We start from the raw sequence: 23,872 nt of genomic DNA on the forward strand, positions 1-23,872 counted from the left end.
TCTGAAATTGAAACAGTTGTTGCTCAACGCCCTACGATTTAAAGTAGCTACACAGATATCCACCTATTACGCACGAAACCACACTGATAGCACCATATAAATAAACGCTGATATCGGTATAGGATTTCGTCAGCCACACCGCAAGCACGCCGATAATTAAACCCGTTATCGCACCCACCGTATTGGCTCGCTTCGTAAAAATACCCAAGATAAATACACCGGCAAGGCTACCGCCCAACACGCCCAAAACCTCTTGGAACAAATCAAAAATAAACTGGACATCCAATAATGCGATAAACATCGCGCTTACAGTACCAAACACCCCTGCACCAATTGTTGCCCATCGCGCAGCGGCCAAACTGGATCGATCACTGGCTTGCTGCGAAAGCGCCTGAAAAATATCTGAGGTGAAACTAGCTGCTATGCTATTCATGCTACTGCTCATGGTCGATTGGCTTGCTGCAAATATCCCGGCAATCACCAAACCTGCAATACCGGCAGGCAGTTGTTGTACAACAAAATAGGGCAAGATTTCGTCCACCTTATCTGCAGCGACCACATCCGGGTTGTTTGTATAAAACACGTAAAGGACGGTACCCAATCCAAAAAAAAACACCGTCCCCGGAAGGGTGATCCATGAATTGACCCATAGACTTTTCGCCGCGCTCTTCTCGTCTTTAACGGTTAGGTAACGCTGGACAATTGTCTGATCTGAGGTATACGGAATGATATTCAGAAAGAAGAAGCCGACGATGCAGACCCAAAGCACCAAACGCGACGGGTCCCAACCCAAGTGATACCAAGTAAACTTCCCTTCAGCAAGCCCCTGAGAAATCACCGCGTCCAATCCCCCATCCACATGCATGATCCCAACAATCAGGCACACGATGGCACCTCCCATAAGCACCACTACCTGCGCAAAATCCGTCCAGATAACGGCCTCGATTCCACCCATTACCGTGTAGATAATACAGATGAAGCCCATGATGGCAATAATACCGTAGATATTGCTTCCCGTTACAGAAGCTATGGCTACCGCGGGCAGATACAATACGATACCCGTGCGACCCAGTTGAAACAAAATAAAGGAAACACTTCCCAGAAGGCGGACACTTTTGTGGAAACGATGCTCAAGGTATTCATATGCAGAAGTAATACTTAACCGTCGAAAAAACGGGATATAATAACGCACTACAATGGGTACCGTGGCAAGAATCAACACCGATCCGATTGCCAGAGACCAGTCGGTCGCAAATACAATCGCCGGAATGGCCATAAACGTAATTGCACTTATTTGCGTACCGTAAATGCTAATCCCCGCCGCCCACCATGGGATACGGCCTCCTGCCGTGAAAAAATTTGACGTCGTCTGCTCTTCTTTTTTATCGTAGATGAATCCAATCCAGAGCATAAACCCTAAATACACCACCAACGTCAACCAATTGACCCACCCAAATTCCTTCTTTTTGGAAAGCTCCATTAAAACGGTCGATTCCCCGACATCCATCGTTGCCAGCCAATCTTGCTCCCACTTGATCAATGTACCGCCCCAAGCGCCTTGTTCGCCAGGAAGTGTACCGAAATCCATCCAAGCATCCGTTCCAACATGATAAGCAAGCAGCAACGACTCTCCCGGTTGTTCGTGATCCTGTTGAGCTGGATATAGCAAATGGTCTAGGCCAAACGCCGCTGCAGGGCCCGGGCCATCTGCCAGGTCGGCCGGTAAGTCTGCCAAGCGTTGCCATTCCCCGCTCACCACCCTTCCGTCTTGGTACATGGGAACAAATCGGTATGCATCGCGTAATGACTCAGCTTGCGTACCCAAGGAGTCCCGTCCGCCAAAAAGAAAGAACTCGCTTTTAAAAGTTGCCGAAACCGCCTGCACCCGCTCGGGGCCGTTCCACGATGGAAGTTCTACCCAAGCGGCCTGGTGAACCTCTTGATTTAAATTCAACGCATAAAAATGTTGCTTTCCACTTCCGGAAAGATCGGATCGGCCGCCCGCTAGAAGTACCGTCTGGTCCACCAACGTTCCCGTCATATAGGCCAGCGGAACGGGAAGTTGTGTAAGGCTATCCAGCCGAAGCTTACCCCCATGGGTAGAAATTACGTATACGCTAGACGAAACTACTTGCCCATCCGTACCGCCAAACAGCAAAACCTCATCTCTGAAGCCAATAGCCACTCCGTGTGCCAAACGTTTGGGAAGCCGGATATCGGCACGCTCCCATCGTCCTTTCCGCAACAACCAAATTTCATCGAATGCCTCTCCAACCTCATCCAAGCCCCCAGCGAAAATCAGCGTATTTCCGCTCGTAGCCATAAACGCGCCCGTCCGTTGTGCCGGCAAGTCGATGTATTCGTTTAATCGAACCTGGTCGTGCAACTGCGCTTGTACAGATGGAGCATAAAAAAAACTAAGGCCTAGTAAGAGAGCGGCAATAACCCGAGTGCAAGCTCCCTGTTTTATCTCATTGAATACCATCTTTACCAGCTACTCCATCCACCATCTACAATCAAATTATGCCCCGTTACATAGGCTGCTGCAGTGGACGCCAAGAACACCACGGGCCCCTTAATGTCCTTATCGTCTGCAAACCGACCCAGGGGAGTTAAGCGCTTGTAATTTTCGACAAATTCGTTATCTCCAAAATCCAGCTCCACACCCGGCCCATACCCGCCGGGACTGATGCAATTGGCCCGTATGTTGTACTTGCCATAAAAAGTGGCGAGCCACTTGGTGAAACCCACAATTGCCCATTTGTCATAGGTGTAATTTACTGGGCTTGTCATCCCCGTATGTCCGTAAACCGGGAAGTGCGGCCCTTGCACCCCTTGTATAGACCCGATATTGATAATATTGCCTGATCCTTGTTTACGCATGACCTTGATTACAGCTTGTGTAATCAACATCAATCCAGTAGAATTTACCGCTTGGGCACGGTTCCAGTCGGCCTCCGTAAGGTCTTCTAGATCCTTGTAACCGTCTCTCGATACCGCATTATTTACCAGCGTATCAATGCGGCCGAAACGATCAAACACGCGATCGACGAACTGCTGAATCGAACGACCATCACTCAGGTCAAGCCCCATGCCTTCTGCATGCAACCCCCGGTTCCGCAGCGTCGCGGCGGCCGCCTCACATTTGCTTTCATTTCGTGAGGCTAAAACCACCGTCGCGCCTGCTTCCGCAAGTGCCTCACAGATCGGCATGCCAAAGTAACCAGCACCTCCCGTTACAATGACTACGTTATCAGTTAAGCTGAAAAGTTTTTCCATTTTTTCTCATTCGTTATTAATTCGTCCACATGGCCGGAGTAATCACCTCTTCTGGCATCGCGGCATAAAGCGTCCGAAGTCTATCTCGGCCTTCGTCGCTAATCGCCTTTCCTGCATAAAGCCCCATGGTATCGTTCACTTGGCTCGATCGCTCGGCTCCGAAAATAATACTGGAAATTCCCGGAAGATCCCTAACAAATGAAAATGCCAATTGAGCTACACTCACGCTTTCCCCCCGGGCAATTTCGCCTAATTGACGCAAAGGCTCGGCCGCCTGTTGAAGATTCCCAGCCAAATGATCTGGATTCACAAAAAAAAGACCTTGCAAAAATACGCTACGGGCAAACACGAGCTTTCCAGCACGCTCCATTTGGGCCAATGCACCGCTTTGAATCAGCCGCTGATCAAAGATATTGATTGGTACTTGCATGGCGTCAATGACCGGCTCATCCGCGAAATACACTGCCTCATCCGGATGGTCGACCGAGATACCGCCCCGCATAATCAATCCCATCTGCTTTAGTTCGTTGAGGATAAGCAACAGTAATTTACGTACGCGTACTATAGGCAGGTGGCGTTCCATGTGCAACAGCGCAAGGGGAACCGATGGCACGCGCAATGCTTTTAACGAGGCACGGACACTACACACAGCGGCATCGATCGCAACCTTCGAATCGTCTAGGGACTCACTACCTATTTTAAATTTTGTCACCAATGTAACTGGGGCGGTGCGCGACTGTAAAAATTCGCCAATTAACTCCTCCGCATCTCCATAAGTACGCGCAGTATCCCAACAGGAAATGCCTGCATCAAGCGCAGTAGCAAGAACAGCGAATGCTTCCTCCTTACCGGGCCGACCGGCCGGATTAGCAATGCCGTAATCAAGCCCAAGCGCTACGGTGCCTAAGCTGAGCCTGGGTATCGAGTATCCAAAGTATTCTAAATAATCCATTTACATTTCAATTAGTATCACTCGCCCCGGGCCGGGCTCGCCGAAGCCTCCGGTTACCAACAACCTCTGTTTCGTTAACCAACTTACATTACTCGTTAACGGGATTCCCGTGTCGACCGTATCTACAAGGGCCCCTTCAGGCGAAATAACCTGCAAAGCCTGCATACCATAATGTGCTATCCACAGGTTGCCATCTTCTCCCATACTCAATCCATCAGGAAGGTTACCCTCCGGTATTCCCGAAGGATGTACTGGCAGGTCTGCGAAAACTTCAAGTCCACCCTCCCCCCCTACGTCTATCTTTACAATACGATTACGATAACTCTCCGCTACATATAACCAATTTCCGCACGGAGAAAACACTAAGCCATTGGGATAGTCCAAGTTCGCTGCCAACACACCCTGTTGACCATTGGCTCTCACATAAAAAACGCGGCCCGCATGGCGTATCGAATCCGTGAAGAACAACGTACCATCATCAGCCATGATTAAATCATTCGGCACCTGGACCGGTTCACCCGCGCAGTAGCCTGCCAGTTCGTCGCTGAGCAACCGCCCACTGGGAGAAAACCGTCTGATTGCGGCCAGTTTGCTATCACAAACCAAGTGATCTCCATTCGGCAATATGATTTGGCCATTCGGACAGTCGGAGAATGCCCATTGCGTTAGACAACCCTGTTGATCAAATCGCCAAATCACTCCACCGCTCAACGTAGTGAAAAATAAGTTTCCGTCACCGTCGCTTATCGGTCCTTCGGTGTAAAAGGGCAAATCAGCTATAATCGTCCGTCTCATATTCTATTCAGCTATCCTCGAACGGATACAAAGGCACCTTTCTGTGAATATATGTAAATCGGGTCATGTCGGCTTGCGTCGGGCCCTCGGTATCCACCTGGCATATTGTCTTACAAACGGGCCCATAGGCCGCTATAGGCGCGTTCACACCTTTGGCCACAATCATCCGGAAGGCCTGAGGAACCATGTCAAATGCCAACAGCTGTTGCAGGCTAAACGGTGGAACACGCTGGGAAGTGAGCATGATGGTATTGCCGTGATCCGTAATAACCAGCGCGGTCAAGCCCATTTCAAATTTCGTGTACCCACCGTGCCGGGCATGCTGTTCGTGGAATGAACCATTTTTTATCCATTGTAACTCCACGTTGCATCGATATCCCCCCGGCTGTTTGTACCGCAACCCCAGTTCCAGCGTAAATCGGTCACGCGGTGTATAAGCGCACGCACGCGCGACCGCTTCGGGATCGAAAATAGAGATAAAGAAAGGGCCCTTCCCGTGTTGCTCGAAGGCCTCCAGCAGGCCTACTAAATTGCCTGGGGCACCACCTCCGATATTATCGCCCATATCCAGAAAAAGAATCGGGGTTTCCCACACATCCATCTCAGATATAACGGTAACGACATCTTTTTTTAAACCGTTGAATCTCGATTTATCCGACAGAATGAACTTCCGCAACCGCTCCGCTACGAGGGGGCCAGCGCCGGTTCCTCTTTCTTCTATAACCAGCACTGACGTGCCCATCTCTGGAACGTCTGAATAGGGGAACCCGATACATACACTCACCGAAAGCACCCCTACTAAAGACTCGAGTTCAGCGGCATACGCAAAAAGGCTTTTACAGGGTTCAACAGCCGTATGCTGCTGTTCGATGCTGATGGCGAGGGGCAACTCCACGAAGTGAGCTACGGGCTTTACTTCGTTACGAAGCATTCTCGCTATTAACAGAGCCGCTTCGCGGCCTACGTCCCGCTGGTCTGTGTGCGGGTTCGTTTTATATGCAATCATCGCATCGGTGGCTGCCACCATCCTTTTACTCAGGTTGGCGTGGGGATCGAGGGTACCAACAACCGGCACATGCGGCCCGATCTTATTTCGAAGTGCTGTGAGCCAATGCCCGTCCATATCCAGGAAAAACTCACTCACAGCGGCTCCGTGTGGCGCTACCAAAAAGCCATCGAGCGGACCAGCAGCATCGATTGCAACACCCATCCGACTAATGAATGTTGACAAAACACTACCCGATACTACCCCCGATGGCAGGGCTTCGGCATAGATAAGCGGAACGGCAACAATGCCTTCTTCCTCCAAAGCCTCAAACATACCCCCCAGCTCATGATAGGCGTTCCGAAACACGCCGACAACATCGTCGCCTTCGAGCCAATAATGCTGTTTGAAATCCGCCAACGTGGTAAGCCCGTCGACGAATGTATTTGACTCGTGATGGATGCCGATCACCCCCACCCGCTTTACCATCCGTGCTATCCTTTTATACGGGCCATCACATCCACTTCAAACTTCAGGAGGTCGCCTAAACATCCCATCAGCGTGCTTCTAGCGGGATATGGCTCACTGAAGTATTCCTTATAAATCGCATTGAACTCCGGGAGGTCAGCCTGGTTTGCCACGTATGCCCGAACCTGAACGACGTCTTCAAAACCGAGACCTGCTGCCTTGAGCACGGCTCGTATGTTTTCAAATGAACGCCGGCATTCCTCTTCGAAACTCGCTTTGACAATATTCCCATCAAGGTCTACTGACGCTTGTCCAGACACGAACACGAAATCGCCAGACCGAATGGCGGGCGAAAAGGGCAACGCAATATTGGGGATACCTGGGCCTGTAATCTTTGTTTTTCTTTCCATTTTTCTTATTTATAAAGTGAAGCTAATGAGGTAATTCTGCAGACACTAATGCGTCTATTCGATCGGTTATAGAAATAACATCTTCCGGTTTCCAAACCTTATTTGCATTTCCCAACGGGGCTACTGTAGGACCTATATCAATCTGATGTTTAAGCAGCATTGCACTCCTCAAAAAAGTCCAGACATCAGGCAATATTGTAAAAATGGTTTCTTGGAATGCAAGCATGAAGTCTCGTGCAAAATTGTAATTTCCATTCTTAAACTCTTGCAGCGCGAACTTACACTGTGCCCCCCATAGATTGTAGGTAGATCCAATTGCCCCAACCGTTCCACATAACGACGCGTGGCAGATGAGTTCGTCTGCGCCGCTGAACAACTTCAGCCGATCGCCCGCATAGTTGTGGATTACACTAATTTCCAGCAACTCGGTAGTCGTAAGCTTCATCCCCGCCACATTCGGTATTTCCACCAATTGCCCGATAAATGAAGTAATATCGCCCGGGATAGAATTTTTCCCCAATTGGTACGGAAAAAAGGGGAGCGAAGTTGCTTGAGCGATGGAGCGGTAATGTTCGAGCGCCATTTCAGCCGATGACGCATAATAAATCGGCCCCACCGAGGAAATCCCCGAGGCGCCATGGTGCTCAGCATCCCGCGCTAGTCGGATGGATTCGGCTGTGGTCAATGCACCTACTTGCACCATAACCGGGATTCGCCCCCTAACCTGATCGCAGACGTTTTTGGCTATTTCCTTTCTTTGTTGCTCGGTAAACAATACGCCCTGACCCGAGGAGCCCAAAATATACAAGCCATCTAAACCTTGGGAAATCAGTAGTTCAACGAGCTTATGTAATTCTTCGTAGTTTGGGGTTCCGTCGCTTTTTACAGGAGTAAACAATGCAGGCCATAACCCTTCAAAACCTTCTTTCATGTATTTTTAATTTTTATCGTATTTATTTTTAACATCGTTCAGCTTGCTCTCTATGTAGCTAAACGTCTCTTTTGTACTTTCAAAATAAGAGCGGCCACCAAAGTTCGCCAACCGGCTAGCACTGGCTGGATCTTTGAAACCATGGCCGGTGACCAGGCATACAATCGTTTCCTTGCTACCCACGTTGACGGCGCTGGCTGCCAGCGCGCTTTTCAACCCTGCCAGCGCCACCGCGCCCGCAGGTTCACAATAGATGCCTTCATTGGCTGCCAGTTCTTGCTGGCTTGCGTACACTGCATCGTCCGTAATAAGGTGTCCGGTGCCTCCAGACAGTCGGCAACCGGCTATAACGGCATCGCCATCAAGTATGTTTGGTACCTGCAGGCCACTTATCCGTGTCGTGCTTTCCGCAATTTCCGTCGCAGCGTCCGCCCCTGCTTCCAAAGCGCCCGCAATGGTGTTGTTTCCCACCGGCTGGACACAATGAATCGCCGGCAGACCAAACCCGGTGTTTTCAGACTTCCAAATTCGGAATCCTTCTACAATGGATAGCGCAAGCCCTCCACCGCCAGACGGCACGAAAACATGTTGTGGGCGCAGGCTTTCGGCCAATTCATAGGCGATGGTCTGCACCCCGACCATCGCCGTTGGGCTTTCCGAATAGGCACTGATCTGCACCGAAGAGCGGTGTCGCGCAGCCACCTGCCGCAACATCCTCATCACATCAGCGCTCACTTCCGGGTCGATTCCGAAGCCTTTCACCATCAATGTATCTGCACCATAAACGCGCATCTGCGTCATTTTCCCTTCGGGCGCGCCGTCAACAATCACGAGAAAACACCTCAAGCCCGCCGCCGCACTATAAGCAGCCAGCGCGGCGCCGGTATTACCGCTGGAAGTGGCAAAGCACGTTGTAGCCCCGCGGCTCAACAAGTCGGCTAGTGCAACAGCAGCAAAGCGATCTTTGTAGGAACCGGTCGGATTGACATTTTCCAGTTTAAAATAGAGGTTATCCAATCCCAACGCCGGGCCGATATACCGGGAACGTATCAATGGCGTATTGCCCTCGCCTAAGCTGATGCGATGCTTTTCTGCGATCTGAGGCAAAAACTGGCTATATTTCCAAATCCCTTTCAAAATTCGTTCGGTAACTGTAGTTTTTTCATTTCATAGGCGCTGAAGTTGGCTACGAATCCGCCATCGGCTATCAGGGTAGTGCCATTCACAAAGGAAGCCTCTTCCGACGCAAGCCAGTAAACGGCGTTGGCAATTTCCTGCGGGGTTCCACCGCGCCGCAGAGGCGTATTTGCATTCATATTTTCCGATAAAACCCGGCTTATATTGGTCTGCTTTCCGTCGGTGTAATCGTTACTCATAGCCGTGTCGACCTGACCAGGACTCAGTGCCAACACCCGAATTCCCCGCGGCCCGTACAATACCGCAAGCTCACGGGTCAGGCCTTCCATTGCTCCTTTGCAAGCCACGTAAGCAGGCGAATTTCCCGCGGCACGCACTGCCATCACGCTCGAAATATTGATAATCGAACCTTGGATTCCGCGCTTCTCCATCGCTTCTGCCGCATATCTAGACAGAAAAGCAGGGGCCGTTAGACAAACACGTATCGTTTTTTCCCAATCCGCAAGACTTATGGTACGCATACTCTCCAACGTCCGCCATGCGGCATTATTCACTAGCACGTCCAACCGGCCCCATCGATCCACCGTTTTGGCAACCACGCCCGAAACGAAATCGAAGTCCGTTAAATCCCCTTGGAAGACGGTGTAATCTGACGTAATTTGATCGAGCTCAGCTTTTAATAAGTCGGCTCCGTTCGAACGGGTCACCAAGGCCAATGCGTACCCCTTTTCGGCAAACTTTAAAGCAACTGCTTTACCGATTCCCCCAGCTGCGCCCGTTATCAATACCGTTCGTTTCTTGTTCATCCTTTAATCCGATATTCTTCTACTGATATAATACCTCCCAATGTTTCTCCTTCTTTAACCCGAGCGGATGCTCGCACAAAAAGGGCAAAACCATCGCGATCTGCCTCGATTTCAACCGAATCCCCTGTTAATACCCGAACAATCGTACCCCAGGTCTGACCTTTTGATACGTGCGCGCCCACAGCAACTATCGGTATAAATACCCCCTCGCAAGGCGCTGGCATTCGCGATTGCAAGTGGCCGCTGTTGGGTCGCGGATCTTCTATCCAATACCGTATCTCAGACGGGTCGGCCTGGGAGGGGACAAGCATTCCCAACGCCCCCATTACACGCATACAGCCATTGACATACGATGAGACCACCGGTTGCGATACGTTATCACCTCCGCCATATTCTACATAAATGGCCGGTATACCCCTATCGCGTGCCACGGACAGCGTCCGCCCTTTGGGCGAATTATCCGTTCCCCATACCAGTGGAAGGTTAAACGCACGGGCCATCAAACGTTGGGCCGTTAACACATCTGGTGTGGAATGAATCATATAGCCTGCTAGCGGAAAAATCTCCATGGCTCTCCCTCCGGTATGAAGGTCGATTAAATGGGTCGCCCGCATAATTTCTTTGCTTATTAATGCCGCAGCCACCTCCGTCGGCGAGCCGTTTTCTCTCCCCGGGCAACTCCGCGCCAAGTCCAATCCATCGATTCCTTCGCGTGTGCCTCTTTCGTAGGCACTCGAATTGACAACCGGCACCAAAACCACTTTTCCCGATTTCAGCTGTCCGGGCAGTCGTTTTGCCAGTATATCTACTGCTAACATGGGCTCATACTCATCGCCATGAACACCCGCAGTAATCAACAAGTGCGGTCCCTCCTCCCCAGATTCGATTTCGTATATTGGCTTCATCGTTTTCGCAGTATCATATTCTAAATTTGACCCAGCGGATGTTGGATACCATCTGCTCATAACACCAGAATACCACCAATACGGACTGATCAGGCAATAACGTCAAGTACGGTGCGCCGAATTTCAGTTCGTTAAAATCACGGACCATATCCCCGGTGCGGGCATTCAATTCTGCCTTGGTTCCGCCCCATAGGCAAGCTTCCTGTACATTGACCCATTTTTCGCCTGCTAATTCGGCTATGTTGAACCAAAGCCCCGGTTCATCCATGCGCCGGTACACGCCTGCAATACGGCCATCGGGCAACTGAATGATGGCCATAGTCTGCCCGTGCAAACCAGTAGAGGTGGGGGTTGTCCAACTATGCCCACCGTCGGTGCTTATTGCATACTGATTTTGCCTATCAATGCTATTTTTCTCGTCGTATGCCCAGGAGACTGCAAGCAGCCTTCCGTCGGTCAATTCAACTATTTTTCCTTCCCAATTGATAACGCCTTCATCTGTATTATCCATCACGTCCAAATAGGTCGGCCAGCTCGCTCCTTCATCGTTTGACACCAACGCAATCATTTTCATTCCGTTCGGCTCCCTGTTATCCCACGATCTCCAAGTAGATGTCGGCCAAAGCCAGCGACCATCGCTTAGTTTGACGATGGCACTGCATGCTTCAAACGATGGACCATCCAAGGGCGGCTTTACTTCTACGGGTGGCAACCAAGTATTGCCTTTATCGACGGATTTTACCACAAATAAATCCGTAGGAACAAACCCCATATTTTCAGGATTCGCTAAACCGGCATCGGGGTGACGTTCGCGACGGCTTTTTACGACCATGCTCACTACTTCGGTTTCGGAAACCGCCAACAGCCTTCCACAGTTGGATGCCAATTGTTTCTGTTCGGCGGGCATAATCGGCTGCGGTTCGGACCAAGTGCGACCGCCGTCGGCCGAGCGGACGACGTGAGTATCCAAGTTTACAGCCTCAAACGCTTCGCCAGTAACCAGCGACACCAAGATTTCGTCATTTCCCACCGTCACAACGGATGGAAAATAAGCGTGGATACTCCGCACATGCGGTTTGGGATTGCGATATACAATCCCCGTTTCTATTTTAGTAATGACTTTATTGGCCACGTCTATTTAAATTTAAGCGAATACAAATCGGCATCATGAAGCACAAACCGCAGCTTGATCGGCTGGTTCTGCAAATGCGAGAGATCGGCGCCCTGTTTCCAGCTCACGGTCTTCTCCAGTGAATCACCAAACAGGGGGAAGCAATCGTCAAGCCCAAAACCAGGCAGCACATTGCCGGCCGAATCCTGAATTTCTACACGGATTTCTCCCGCCGCACTGGTGGCACAATTCAGCAAGAGCCGACTGCCCGCCATATACACCGCCCGTGTCACTAACTCCCCGCCCGACATCGGTGCGTTAACGGAAACAAAACCATCCACGCGGAGCGTGTATCGACGCAGTGCACTGCCGGCCTGCCCTGTCCAGTATTGCTCAGACGCATAGAGCGACAACTCCGGCGGGGCACCCTCCAGCGCCGATTTGGTTTCTACAATTTGCCAAGCTATATATTGCTGTCCATAGCTCCATGTACCTGGGCGCTCCGGACCTGGCCGGAGAAATGCCTCATGCCAACGGTCGAAATGCACGCCGTCGCGGCTGCTTATCAGCAAGGATTCGGTTAAAGCCGTTCCCAACCGCTCCTCTGTTTCTGCTCGCCATCTCCTATGTGCAAGGTCCGGCAAGTCGCGCATGGTCGATGACCAACCATGGTTCAAATACCGTACAGGAAAACCGATGAAAATATGCGGTGCCCGGCTATACGGCTTAATCTGGTTCGTATAGAATTCCTCTCCCGGAACCGGATCAACCATGCTTACATTCTGTTCACCCTTCCAAGTGATAAAATCGTCAGATGTCGCTGTACGGATAGACCGGACACCATCCGCAGTCATAAATCGCCAGTATGCCCTGTATTCTTTCCTCACCGGGTCCCAAAAGGCCAAGTTCTGGGAATCGAAAGCACCATTGGTGATAACCGGATGATCAGCCATCAGCGTCCAGCGGATACCATCGGGCGATTTGAAAGCCAACAACCCTTTCAACCCGCTCGCTGCCGACCAATCACGGATAATCGCCTTATATTTCGCATCTGCTGTGGCGTTCGGATTCTGGTCTAGGAACACCGCCGGATGGCCGGGGTCCGGAAAGACCCCACCCATTTTTCTCTGCCCCAAAACGATATTATTATTGGCCGAACCGGCATAATCCACTAAACCCAATGAAGGTTTTTCCCAATTAACTCCGTCCTTGCTCGACGCGTAGCCTAAATAAAATGCCTCCTGTGGCTGTTCTGACCCGGGCCCTTGCGGTCGGTTCCAAGCCTTGTAATACATCTTATAACCTTCGTCGTCGCTAAAAACGCTATGGTAACCACTCCCCGGGCCTTCCCAAGGCTCATCGTGGACAATCACCAACTCTTTAGGTTGTGGATGATGCATTCGGCGCTTCGCACTTCCTTTTAACGAGTCAATCAGGAAGTTGTCGATAAAAAGTTCCAACCGCGAACCGATATTTACCGGCTCGCCGCCCGATTGATCTGGAAGATGGGCAAGTATGAAATCCACAATGGGTGCTGGATCTTCTAAGCTATGCGGATGATGCCCCACCCCAGGCTTAACGATTACCTGCATATCGCATCCCAAGTGCTCATACCGCTTTTGCAGCAGGTAGCTATTCTCGTGAATCGGCACAAGCGGGTCGGTATCCCCGCAGACGCTAAGAATGGGAATGCAGTAATCCGCAAGGGGTTTGAGGTGGTCTATCGGATTAAATGGATACCGCAGTGCCTGCCGATCGCTTTTAAAGCCATACACGTCTTTCAGTTTCTGCCAGTCCGCTGCCGAACCCGGTCCACTGCCCCATTTGCCTGGCCAGCTTTTGAAATCACATACCGGCGCATCCAAATAAATTGATGCCACCTGCTCAGGCCGCCTCGCTGCCCAGTTCAACGCAAACAATCCCCCCCTACTGAATCCCTCCAACACGACCTGTTTGCTCAACCCCACACGATCAACCAAAAAGCGGTAGTACTCGTCCATCAAATCGAGTGCCGCCGGAGCTCCATACATATCGGTTAAATCCATGTAAACCAAGTGAAACCCTTTTGCCACCAGCGCGCTATCCACTTGCGGCTCATGCCCAAAAAATTCTGTACGCCAAATCCACGGACGCCCGGGTGCTGCATTTTTCGGTGCCACGAACGTACATCGACGCCCACTGTATTCGAAATCTGCCCGATTAAAGCCTAACCACGTTGAAACGGAAATACCCTCCTGTGGTAACTGGGGATAATTTTTCTCCATCATTACCTTCCGGATCAGCGATGCATACGCATTGGCATAGCGCTGCATACCGATGTCATTTGGGTGTTGGCCATCTACTGTGCATTCATTATCCAAACCTACTGCTGCCGCCGACAGCAAATAGATTCCCTTCCGACCGGCGGCTTCTAATTCCGCAAACACTTCACGCATTAATGCGTTCACTTCTTCAAAACGCTTCTGAAGCCCCGTATCCAGTAACCCAATCCCGGCATCCGCATGTTCGGCCATCACAATCGGAACATCGGGGCGTTTCTCTTGAAGAAAGCTTACAGCGTAGCGTAACCGATGCCGAATTTCCGGGTTCGCAAGCGTAATTAAGTTAGGTAAGCAATCCAATATGAAAACTTCTGCCGGGTTACGCGCCATCAATTCAAGCAATGGCTTTTCTAACATACCATTACTTGAGAACCCCAAATTGACTAGCGGGATGTCAAGCATACGGCCCAACTGGGCTGTCCACGCCATCCCGGGCCTGGATGCACACCCCCCCTGTGCGATCGACGTGCCGTAAACCACTACGCGCTTTTGCGTGCGCGCCGGCAAGAATTCAAATGAAACGCCGCTGGGCACGCCGATTGATAACCCCTCTACATTGTTATATAAAGGCAGATACAATTGGTACACTCGGCTCGTTGCATCCAGATTCGGATAACGGTAGTGAATCGTATCTTCAAACCGATATTCTCCACCGGTCCAGTTCCACCCGCCGCTCTCGTCCACAGCGTATAAATCAAGGCCGCTTACGCCCGTCGCAGGCATGTGCTCAAATGCATGTACCCCATCCACATTGTAGTTTACCCGGATTTCCGGCGCATCCGTGCGAAACCTGATCAAAAGCCCTGTGGTTTCGCGGGATTTTCTCCATACAACGTCCCTAACTTCCTTCTCCATCTCTTTCGGGATACGATCAAATGGTCGTTCCAATCCGTCCGTCTGTGCGTGCCCCTCAACTACTTGGAAGCCCGCGCCAGTTGGGTCCATCCAAATAAATCCACTGCCATTCTGGGCTACCAATGGCAACGTAAAAATACTTAACAAGAAAAGCACACTCCATCTCATCGCCATATTTCGTTTTCCGTCCGTTGGTTATCTTTATTCATAATCGGTTCTCCGTAGCTAATGAAGGTCGCTTGCACACGGGGCTGCGCACCGGCACGTTGTTCGCATCGAACCTTCACCTCGTTTACGCCCTGTTCGAGTTGTGGCACCTCGCCCACCACCGTTACCTGGCCCAGCAGTTCACCTTTATTGCTGTACAATTGGCAATCGGACTCCGAGAAAAACTCGAGGTACATGCCCGATTCCATATTCACCTGAAAGGTAAGTTTTTTATTTCCTATCGTGATTGATGGATTCTGCAGCACGGCGGGCCTCAACGGAAGCGCCTTAACCACGCTGACATGACATTCAGCCGGTTTCCCTGCCGGCAAATTATTATACCACAACTGAATTTTATTGATGTTCTTGAAGTCGACCGAGTGGCGGTACGAATCGTAGACATAAAAGTCAGAGTTGGGCCACTGGTAATTAGAAAATTCCGTCGACTCAATCTCCACCAGGTCGAAGTACCTCCATCCCTTAAAATCGATTTTCACGAAGTGGTCGCCCCGGGCACCGTGGGAGATGTGTATGGGGCTTTCCAGTCGGATATTGAGGATTTGTCCATTTCCATCGCCTTTGATCCAGACGCCCAACCCCTGCTGGTCCTGGATGTTCAGCGCAGGTTCGAATACCTTCTCCATATTGATCCAGGCGCCACGTTGCACGACTTTTCCTTCGCTATTTGCGGTAAAGCGAAACGTTTCACTACCATCGGGGGCACGCTGGTTTGATGCAATCAGCTCGCCGGAGACGCCCTCGGCCTGGTCGGCAAGCACAAAGCCGTCCTGCGCACCCGCTACCAAGACTGTATTTTCTGGATTGTCAAATCCTTCTGCTCCCAATAGCGCTTCCAGGCGAAGTTTCACGGGCTGAGCGGCAAAATCATTGGTTACCGTTAGCCGTTGGTCCGATTCATTGAAGCGGGCCACCTTGTGCAGGTCGTATTTCGCCGGACGGAAGTTCCATCCACCGTCCTGCTCTTGAATAAGTTGAAACTCCTTGCCCGGTTGCCGAAGCATGGCTTTGACCGAATCAGGGAAATAGTTTTGATGGCGCAGCAACTCGTATTGCCTGATTATCGAATCCAACCGACCGAATAACGGAATCTGCGCCCGGGTTCCCGGGTCGAAACCTGACAATATTGCTGTCCCTGCATCATTTCCGAGCATTTTACCCGCTAGATACTCTGCCACATCCGTAAAGGTTGTTTCGGATTGAGGCGACTCTCCAATTTGGTGCCCCCACCATCCGAGTGTCAGCGGCAGCATCAATGCGCCGTTATCCAGCGGTGCGTATTTATTAATCAATGCCGTATCGCCCTGCCATACGCCGTGTTCAAAATCGTTGTGCTTAATTTGTTGTCCGAGAAACTCGTTCGGCGATTTTATCGCAGCCAGATGAATATCGATAAAGCGTTTGTACCCCCTGAACGGAGTATCCCACGCCTGCCAGCGCGACCGGTAATGCCACCAGAAATGCGACATAGAAGCCATTTCCATGCCTACCGGTTTGTCCAGGTGCTTTGCGATTTCAAAAATAAAAGCCGACGGATAGTACCAGAAATTCTCGCTGCCACCGAGCACATTACCCCCGTCGGCCGCATCGAGGTAAATCCCATTAAAACCGGCTTCGTTGACAATCTCTGCCGTCCGTTTGCCCATTTCTTTAAACAGCTCGGATTCGGGGTCGGCAGTAAATCGGCCATACACCTCTTTGAGGTGATAAGCCACCTCCCCTTTGTCGTACGCCGTTGCCTGCGTACCGTGGACACCGCGCTTGCAGCCCGTAAACATGTAAGGGGGACTATCCGTTACACCGGTAAACTCAATGATCTCCCCACCAATGCGCAGCGACACACTGTTACGCACGAAAAAACCGATAATGGTCGAAACGTCCGCGGTAGATTCGTTAACAACGATGATTGAATCTTGCGGACCGATGGGCTGGGCAAGTGTAAATTCCCGGAAGTAACCCAGGTCGGGATGAGCTTCGGGCGTCACATATTTCGAATTCTTGTCGATAAAATACGCATAGGTATGGAAGATCGACGAAATGCCCGCTTCGTTCAACCGTTTGTTAATCCGGGCGAAACTACTCCAGCCCCCCGGGAACCGACTTTCATCGATTTTAAGTTCACCGAAATTGAAAAATCCACCGCCATGATTATCGATCTGGTTAAAACCCAAGTTCCTGCACATTTCAATCCACTCATCAACGGTTTCTTCGGTTAGACTCCCAAAATTCATAAGATACGATCCATACCCTTCTTTATTGCCCAATGCCCACGCCCCGCCACCTTTCGAGATGGGCATTGCCGCCTCACCTTCCATGATGCTGCGTATGTTCGGCAACATCTCTGACGGCGGCAACCCTAAAACAGCTACCTGTGCGCCTGCCAAACCAAACCGTTGATAAGCGGTTGCCCACAGATAAGTCTGCAGCGCCGGCAATTGCCTAACGTGGGTATAAGGTGTAAGGGAAAGTGCACATAAGCCGGTCGGCTCGTCTGGCATTCCTTTCACGCGCAGCGGAACGTTCAGGAACGTGATAGATTCAATGTCGCCTTCCACGTGTTCAAGTTCCCATACCAAGTACCTATTCTTCTGCGTTACCCGTATCGTAGCGGTTACACCGGCTGTTCCAAACCCGATTCGTAAACGGCCCTTTTTCCACTCCACAGTTTGGGCGGCAATGCGGTTGCCATTATGGATTGCGTATGCGCAATGTGAGACACTATCTTTCTCCAGGTAATCGACTCCATCGCTATGGGTGATAAAATGGATATTCTCTCCGTTACGGCCAATAGCATAACTGATGTCATCGTTTGCAATAACGATCGGCGACTCCACAGCCTGGGTGTGTGATGAAACGATAAGCGCGCCCAACCAAACAACCGTCGCCAAAACAAAACGTATCATATACATAGACTTTCCGTTATATCATCGAGCCAATCCGACCTTCCAACTCCTTCACCGGGCAATTAATTTGTCTGCCTATCGGTTTTCCATTGCGAAATGTACGGACCTTTATCTGTGAGGCTCCCGACGGAACCTCCAAGAGTTGCCCATTGTATTTCGGGCTGTACGTACCCGGGTCCGTCTCGTCAAATGTATAATGGATATCGAGGCCCTCAATTTCGGTAGTCAGTTCAACGAGAATCGAATCTTGCTCATTCTTAACCCCCATAATAATCGCGTCATACATGCTCCGTGCGTAATGCACATCTGCTTCTTCAAAGTAGGCAAAATGATGCTCCACCCGCTCTACAAACCCGTTCCAATCTCGTCGGTCTTTCGGCGACCACAGTGCTTCAGCCACTGCCAATCCCCGGGGCCAAGTCATGTATTCAGCATGCTTTTCTGTTGGTACAGATTCAGCCCATAGGTTGCCCTGTCCGCCTAAAATCAACTTGGGGTCAATGCCTTCCGGCACCGGCTCAAAATCGTACACTTGGGTTAGCCGCAGCATACTGTAAGTCTCCGGTTCAATTAAGGGGTCGCCTTGGTATAAGTCGAGGTAGGCATGGCGGTTTGGCGTCATGATGACCTGATGGCCCATTTTGGCAGCTTCGATGCCACCGGCCATCCCCCGCCACGACATCACCGTCGCATCGGGCGCCAAGCCCCCTTCCAGGATCTCGTCCCAGCCGATTAATCGCTTTCCTTTGTCGTGCAAGATTTTCTCCAGCCGTTTGATAAAGTAGCTCTGTAATTCCTCTACATTTTTCAACCCATGTTCTTCCATTCGTTTTTGACATTTTGGACATTCCTGCCAATAACCCCGGAACGCCTCGTCGCCACCCACATGGATATATTCGCTGGGGAAAAGTTCAGCGATTTCAGTGAACACGCCGTCTAGAAACTCAAATGTTTTTTCGTTACCGGCACACAGCGCGTTGCAGACCTGGCCATAAAACCGGCTCCCGGGGTTTACATGGTAATCATCTTCGACGCAGGCGAGCTCGGGATAAGCCGTAATTGCTGCGAGGCTATGCCCGGGCGAATTAATTTCAGGCACAATGGTAACGAAGCGCTCGGTTGCATATTGGATAATCTCCCGCATATCTTCCTTCGTATAATATCCACCGTAGGTAGCCGCTTCACCCGGCTGTGGGGGTTGAAATGACCACCATTTGCCCTGTCTGGGCACCCGCCAAGCCCCCTTTTCGGTCAACTCCGGATAGCGGTCTAATGCAATGCGCCACCCTTGGTCGTCAGTAAGGTGAATATGGAAGACATTAAACTTGTATCGGACCATTTGATCGATATATCGTTTCAAAAAATCCTTTGAGAAGAAATGACGACTTACATCAAGCATCAACCCCCTCCATCCAAATCGGGCATAGTCGGTAATATCAACGCCGGGCACCGTCCATGCACTATTCGTAACCGGTTGTGTGCCTTCAATTGTGGGCGGCAACAACTGCATCAGCGTTTGCACGCCGTAAAAAAGCCCTGGGCCGCTGCTTGCTGTTATTTTAATGGATTTGCCATCCACCTGTAGCCGGTAAGCGTCCTCGCCATGACTAACCTGGTATGTGGGGTCAACGACTAAAGCAATTGAATTACGTGTGTTACGGCCCGATTGTGCTTTAACTGGCATGGGATACCCCGTAGGTGCCTGCAAATAAGCTGCGAGCATGTCCCCGATGGCCGTCGCTTCGGCCCCTTGTGTGCGTATGGATGTTTTGCTATTGATGGTAAAGGCTTTGTTTCCCTGCTCTACCTGTACCGGCACCGGTATGATACTAATCTCTTGTTTCTGTGCAAATAGATCGCGGTTAACAAAAAATGTTAAAACCAACATACAAGCGCAGTACACTACACGACTATTCATCATCATTTCTTTTTCATTAACTGGGCTACCTCTAGTTTTGGCCCGCCATTTTCAATTTGTTGATAATCCGATTAGCTAGTTGGGTGTGACCTTCGGCCGACGGGTGTAAAGGGTCGTCTAACCATCCGTTCTGCATCTCGTGGAGATGTTTACCCCAATACCGGAAGTGGTCAATTAATTGGACTGATTCTCGTTTCGCGACCGTACGTATCTTATCGACATAGATAGGAAGCCGGGCACGTGAGCCGGTTTTCATTGCCTTCATCCCAAGGAAGTCTATTCCGTTTGGCGTCTGCAAAATCGGGATAGCGCCGATCGTACGCACGTTTTCTACCAACAGCTTTAACTCCTTACCGAAGTCCTCATCGGATTTACCGCTATCCACACAATCGTTTATCCCATACATGAGAAAAACCACGTCAGGTTGAAACCGGGTTACAAACCAATCGAATTGACCCACCAGATAAGCTGCGGTCGTTCCGTTCACCCCTGAATTAATGACGATATCGTCATAGCGTTTCATTACCCAGCGGATATGTTCGGCAAACCGTTCGCTGTAGCTTCGGTGACCATAGGTATGCAAGGCCCCCTGCGTTACACTATCACCTGTAAACACCCAAGTCATGGGTCGGCGGTCTTGCAAGCGGTTAGTTACATCCGTTACCCGTTCATGTTTCAGCGTAACTCCACCCGGCCCGGGAAAGGCAACCCAGGATGTAGAAGCCATTAGGAATTTCCTTCTTGACCAAGCTTTGACAACCATTACTGGAATTTCAATGCATATAAATCAGCATCCTTCATCGCGAAACGCAAACGCACCGTTTTGCCTTGCAATGCACTTACATCCGAGCCACTCTTCCAATGCACCTTACGACCCACCGTATCACCGAAAAGCGGTTCACATGCATTTAAATCGTATCCCGGTATGGGGCGACCGTTTTCGTCCTGTATCTCTACGCGGATTTCACCTGCAGCCGAGGTGGCAAAATTCAGTTCCAGTTCGCCACCTTGGAAGGTAAATGGCTTTGTGACCAATTCACCTCCCGTCATGGGCGCATTGATTGATGCAAACCCATCGAGCCGTATGGTGTAACGCCGCAAAGCGTCCATGCCCTTTTTTATGGTACCCCAAAAGCCCTCAACAGCGTAGAGCGATAGTTCGTTTGGCGCGCCTTCCAGCGCGGACTGTGTTTCTACCATCGACCAAGCAATGTACTGTTGTCCGTAATGCCACGTTCCGGTCCGTTCAATACCCGGGCGCAGGAACGCCTCTTCGAGCCGATGGAAATTCACCCGATCACGGCTTACCATAATGAGACTTTCCGTCAACGCGGTACCGAAGCGTGTCTCGCCCGTTGCTCTCAAGCGACGATTTTCAACGTCCGGAAGTGCCTCCATATTGGCAGACCATTCCCGATGGACGTACCGTACAGGGAATCCAATCAAAAGTTGCGGTGCACGATGGTAATTTTTAATTACGTTTGTGTAGAGCTGTATTTGGGGTGCATCGCCATACTGTAGGTCGGCCTGGTCCGTCCAGTTAATGAAGTCGTCGGACCGGGCCGTGCGAATGGACCGAATCGCCTCCTTGCCCGCCATATAACGCCAGTAGGCCCGGTATTCGTTGCGAGCATCGTCCCAGAATGCCAAGTTTTGAGAATCGAAGGCACCGTCGGTAATAACCGATTCGGGGTGCATGAGCGTCCATTTGAATCCATCGGGCGATTTAAATGCCAATAACCCCTTAAGCCCACTTTCAACCGACCAATCCCGAATAATTGCCTTGTACTTAGCATCTGGTGTTACGTTCGGGTTTGAGTCTTTAAAAACCACCGGATGGCCGAGGTCTGGATAAACATCGCCCAGCTTACCGCTGATCATTACAATGTTATTGTTTTTGGAGCCATTGAACTCAACCAAGCCAAGGTTCGGTTTTGTCCAATGGATGCCGTCGTCACTCTCCGCATAACAAAGCTTATAGGGGTGTGAATCGTCGGTTACCTTACCTTCCACGATGGTGAAGTCCCAAGCGCTGTAATACATTTTGTATTTGTCGCCATCTTTAAACACGCTGTGGAAACTCGATCCACTGCCTTCCCAGGGTTCTTCATGCGTGATGGCAACCTCCATCGGCCGGGGATGATGGAGGAGCTTATTCGCTCCTCCAGTCAACTTATTGATTAAATAGTCGTCAATGAATAACTGCCGATCGCTTCGGATCTGCAGTACGCCCTCCTTATCGTCTGCAACGGCAGCACAGCCACCCATTGCAATGATCAACATGAGGAGCGTTAAGCGCCGTTTTCTCTTACCTATCGTCCCTTTACTTTTCTTCGACATCATTATTTTCTTTTTAAACCAAACACTAACAACTAGTTAGGGTACCCTGGATTCTGTTTTACCAACGGTTCTAAAGACAAAGTAGGTGTAGCAATGGGGAACAGCAATAAATACCGATCGTCTTGTCTACCCACGAGTGAAGGTACGCGTTCAAACGCTGCGTCAAATCGAACAAGGTCCCACCAACGTTTTCCTTCGAATAGAAATTCACGAAGGCGCTCGTCCAGTATGGCATTATCGTTATCTGTTTGCGAGCCTGAAACAAACACATGGGAGGAAAAGTCTTCGCCGTAGGCTCGTTGCCTAATGCGGTTTATTTCTGCCGATGGATCTTGATTCAATGCGTTCTTTGCTTCTGCCCGCAAAAGCAATACATCGGCATACCTATAGATAATATAATCATCAATAAAGTATCGCTGTCCTGCCACCAGTGTTCCATTAAACTTTTTTTGAATGGCCGAATGGAACACCGGTCCCGATCCGTCATTACCATAGATTTCGATAATCGAGTGTTCTTTCCGCTGGTCGCCGTCGAGGAACTTATTACGTGCGATATCAGAAGGCCCCCAGAACGGCACCCCTGCGTAGGGAATGATCTCGTTTATGGTTTCTGCTGGTACGCCGCCGGGCATGAAGACATCGGAAGCATACATCCATGCATAAATGGTATTTACCGGTGACTCTTCATAATTGAACGTAACCGCCATTAATATTTCCTTATTCCGTTTATTGCTGTAGTCGAAAACACTGCCAAAATCGGGAAGCAAATCCGTATCCGCCTGTTCGACCTCATTCAGTGCCGAAAGTGCCACATTGAAATCCGGGTCTCCACCGCCCAATCTTTTACCCGTCCATAGGTATACATCGGCTTTCAAGACAAGTAGCGATGGAAGCGACCACATATCTCGCCCATCCTGAAATACCATACCGCTAAATCGTGTTTCGGCCTGCTCAATATCCGACTTAATCAATGCGAAGACATCTTCGACAGACGATCTTTCCCGCTGGATACTTGACAAATCGGATGTCGGTTCGGTAACCAAAGGTAACTCGCCCCACGTTTTGCTCATCGTAAAATATGCAAATGCCCGCATGGTGTACGCATGGGCCAAGATGTTGTTTTTCGTCTCTTCTGAGTTAAATTTGATTCCCGGGACGTATTTCAGCAACAAATTCGCATGATGCACCAAATTATACATCCCGCCCCACGTAGTCGGTGCCCCAGAAAATAAATTCCCGGAATTATCCGGAGTGAGCAAATTCTCATACCAATTCTGAAATACTGCGGCTCCGGCATTTTGACCCATGGTCTCGCTCCTGGCCTCGCCCCAAATAAATAAATTGTCGACAGCTTGGCCACGTAAGATGGTATACATACCGTTCGCGGCTCCTTGTGCGTCTGACTCCGTCTTCCAAAAAGACGCATTGGAGATTTCACTCACCGGTGCCAGATTCAGCTCGCTTTCACATGAGCTATTGAAAAGTGTAATTGCAGTTACAATCACCGATATCATTAAATACTTTCTCATAA

17 protein-coding genes are annotated in these 23,872 nt (G+C 50.3%); all 17 read right to left on the reverse strand.

What is annotated here, in order from left to right; all coding sequences use genetic code 11:
* Positions 1 to 31: 31 nt before the first annotated feature.
* The 17 genes from NGM62_RS15750 to NGM62_RS15830 all read right to left on the reverse strand — a co-directional run bounded on the left by NGM62_RS15750 (position 32) and on the right by NGM62_RS15830 (position 23,870).
* Positions 32 to 2,386: a sodium:solute symporter family transporter gene (locus NGM62_RS15750; protein ID WP_262249218.1), complete on the reverse strand. Its 2,355-nt coding sequence runs from the start codon at positions 2,384 to 2,386 to the stop codon at positions 32 to 34.
* 101 nt (positions 2,387 to 2,487) lie between these two features.
* Positions 2,488 to 3,279, reverse strand: a complete 792-nt coding sequence (locus tag NGM62_RS15755) for an SDR family oxidoreductase (RefSeq protein WP_262249219.1) — start codon at positions 3,277 to 3,279, stop codon at positions 2,488 to 2,490.
* Between the two features lie 16 nt (positions 3,280 to 3,295).
* Positions 3,296 to 4,231 carry an aldo/keto reductase gene (locus NGM62_RS15760; RefSeq protein WP_262249220.1) on the reverse strand — a complete coding sequence of 312 codons (936 nt, stop codon included), beginning with the start codon at positions 4,229 to 4,231 and terminating at the stop codon, positions 3,296 to 3,298.
* Positions 4,232 to 5,026, reverse strand: coding sequence for an SMP-30/gluconolactonase/LRE family protein (locus NGM62_RS15765; protein ID WP_262249221.1), 795 nt, complete (start codon positions 5,024 to 5,026; stop codon positions 4,232 to 4,234). It lies immediately after the preceding gene.
* A gap of 7 nt (positions 5,027 to 5,033) precedes the next feature.
* A complete protein-coding gene (locus tag NGM62_RS15770) occupies positions 5,034 to 6,500 on the reverse strand; it encodes a M81 family metallopeptidase (RefSeq protein WP_262249222.1) in 1,467 nt (488 codons plus the stop codon).
* Positions 6,501 to 6,505: 5 nt separating this feature from the next.
* Positions 6,506 to 6,889, reverse strand: coding sequence for a RidA family protein (locus NGM62_RS15775; RefSeq protein WP_262249223.1), 384 nt, complete (start codon positions 6,887 to 6,889; stop codon positions 6,506 to 6,508).
* A 22-nt stretch (positions 6,890 to 6,911) separates the two neighbouring features.
* Positions 6,912 to 7,820 (reverse strand): dihydrodipicolinate synthase family protein, encoded by a 909-nt coding sequence (locus NGM62_RS15780; protein ID WP_262249224.1) that lies wholly within the window; start codon positions 7,818 to 7,820, stop codon positions 6,912 to 6,914.
* Between the two features lie 6 nt (positions 7,821 to 7,826).
* Entirely contained in the window at positions 7,827 to 8,957 is a 1,131-nt protein-coding gene (locus NGM62_RS15785; protein ID WP_262249225.1) for a pyridoxal-phosphate dependent enzyme, read from the reverse strand.
* On the reverse strand, positions 8,954 to 9,763 hold the full coding sequence (locus NGM62_RS15790) for an SDR family NAD(P)-dependent oxidoreductase (protein ID WP_262249226.1): 810 nt from the start codon (positions 9,761 to 9,763) through the stop codon (positions 8,954 to 8,956). Before NGM62_RS15790 ends, NGM62_RS15785 begins: the two co-directional genes overlap by 4 nt.
* Positions 9,760 to 10,668: a succinylglutamate desuccinylase/aspartoacylase family protein gene (locus NGM62_RS15795; protein WP_262249227.1), complete on the reverse strand. Its 909-nt coding sequence runs from the start codon at positions 10,666 to 10,668 to the stop codon at positions 9,760 to 9,762. The genes NGM62_RS15790 and NGM62_RS15795 overlap by 4 nt, the downstream gene beginning before the upstream one ends.
* A 13-nt stretch (positions 10,669 to 10,681) precedes the next feature.
* Positions 10,682 to 11,800 (reverse strand): sialidase family protein, encoded by a 1,119-nt coding sequence (locus tag NGM62_RS15800; RefSeq protein WP_262249228.1) that lies wholly within the window; start codon positions 11,798 to 11,800, stop codon positions 10,682 to 10,684.
* 2 nt (positions 11,801 to 11,802) lie between these two features.
* Positions 11,803 to 15,123: an alpha/beta fold hydrolase gene (locus tag NGM62_RS15805; protein WP_262249229.1), complete on the reverse strand. Its 3,321-nt coding sequence runs from the start codon at positions 15,121 to 15,123 to the stop codon at positions 11,803 to 11,805.
* Complete coding sequence (locus NGM62_RS15810) at positions 15,120 to 18,083, reverse strand: hypothetical protein (RefSeq protein ID WP_262249230.1); 2,964 nt, start codon at positions 18,081 to 18,083, stop codon at positions 15,120 to 15,122. The genes NGM62_RS15805 and NGM62_RS15810 overlap by 4 nt, the downstream gene beginning before the upstream one ends.
* A 16-nt stretch (positions 18,084 to 18,099) precedes the next feature.
* On the reverse strand, positions 18,100 to 19,971 hold the full coding sequence (locus NGM62_RS15815) for a beta-N-acetylhexosaminidase (RefSeq protein WP_262249231.1): 1,872 nt from the start codon (positions 19,969 to 19,971) through the stop codon (positions 18,100 to 18,102).
* 61 nt (positions 19,972 to 20,032) lie between these two features.
* Positions 20,033 to 20,728 (reverse strand): SGNH/GDSL hydrolase family protein, encoded by a 696-nt coding sequence (locus tag NGM62_RS15820; protein ID WP_262249232.1) that lies wholly within the window; start codon positions 20,726 to 20,728, stop codon positions 20,033 to 20,035.
* 35 nt (positions 20,729 to 20,763) lie between these two features.
* Positions 20,764 to 22,344 (reverse strand): hypothetical protein, encoded by a 1,581-nt coding sequence (locus tag NGM62_RS15825; protein WP_262249233.1) that lies wholly within the window; start codon positions 22,342 to 22,344, stop codon positions 20,764 to 20,766.
* A gap of 29 nt (positions 22,345 to 22,373) precedes the next feature.
* A complete protein-coding gene (locus NGM62_RS15830) occupies positions 22,374 to 23,870 on the reverse strand; it encodes a RagB/SusD family nutrient uptake outer membrane protein (protein WP_262249234.1) in 1,497 nt (498 codons plus the stop codon).
* Between the last annotated feature and the right edge of the window lie 2 nt (positions 23,871 to 23,872).

The organism is Parapedobacter soli, assembly GCF_025460835.1.
GTDB classification, from domain to species: Bacteria; Bacteroidota; Bacteroidia; order Sphingobacteriales; family Sphingobacteriaceae; genus Parapedobacter; species Parapedobacter soli.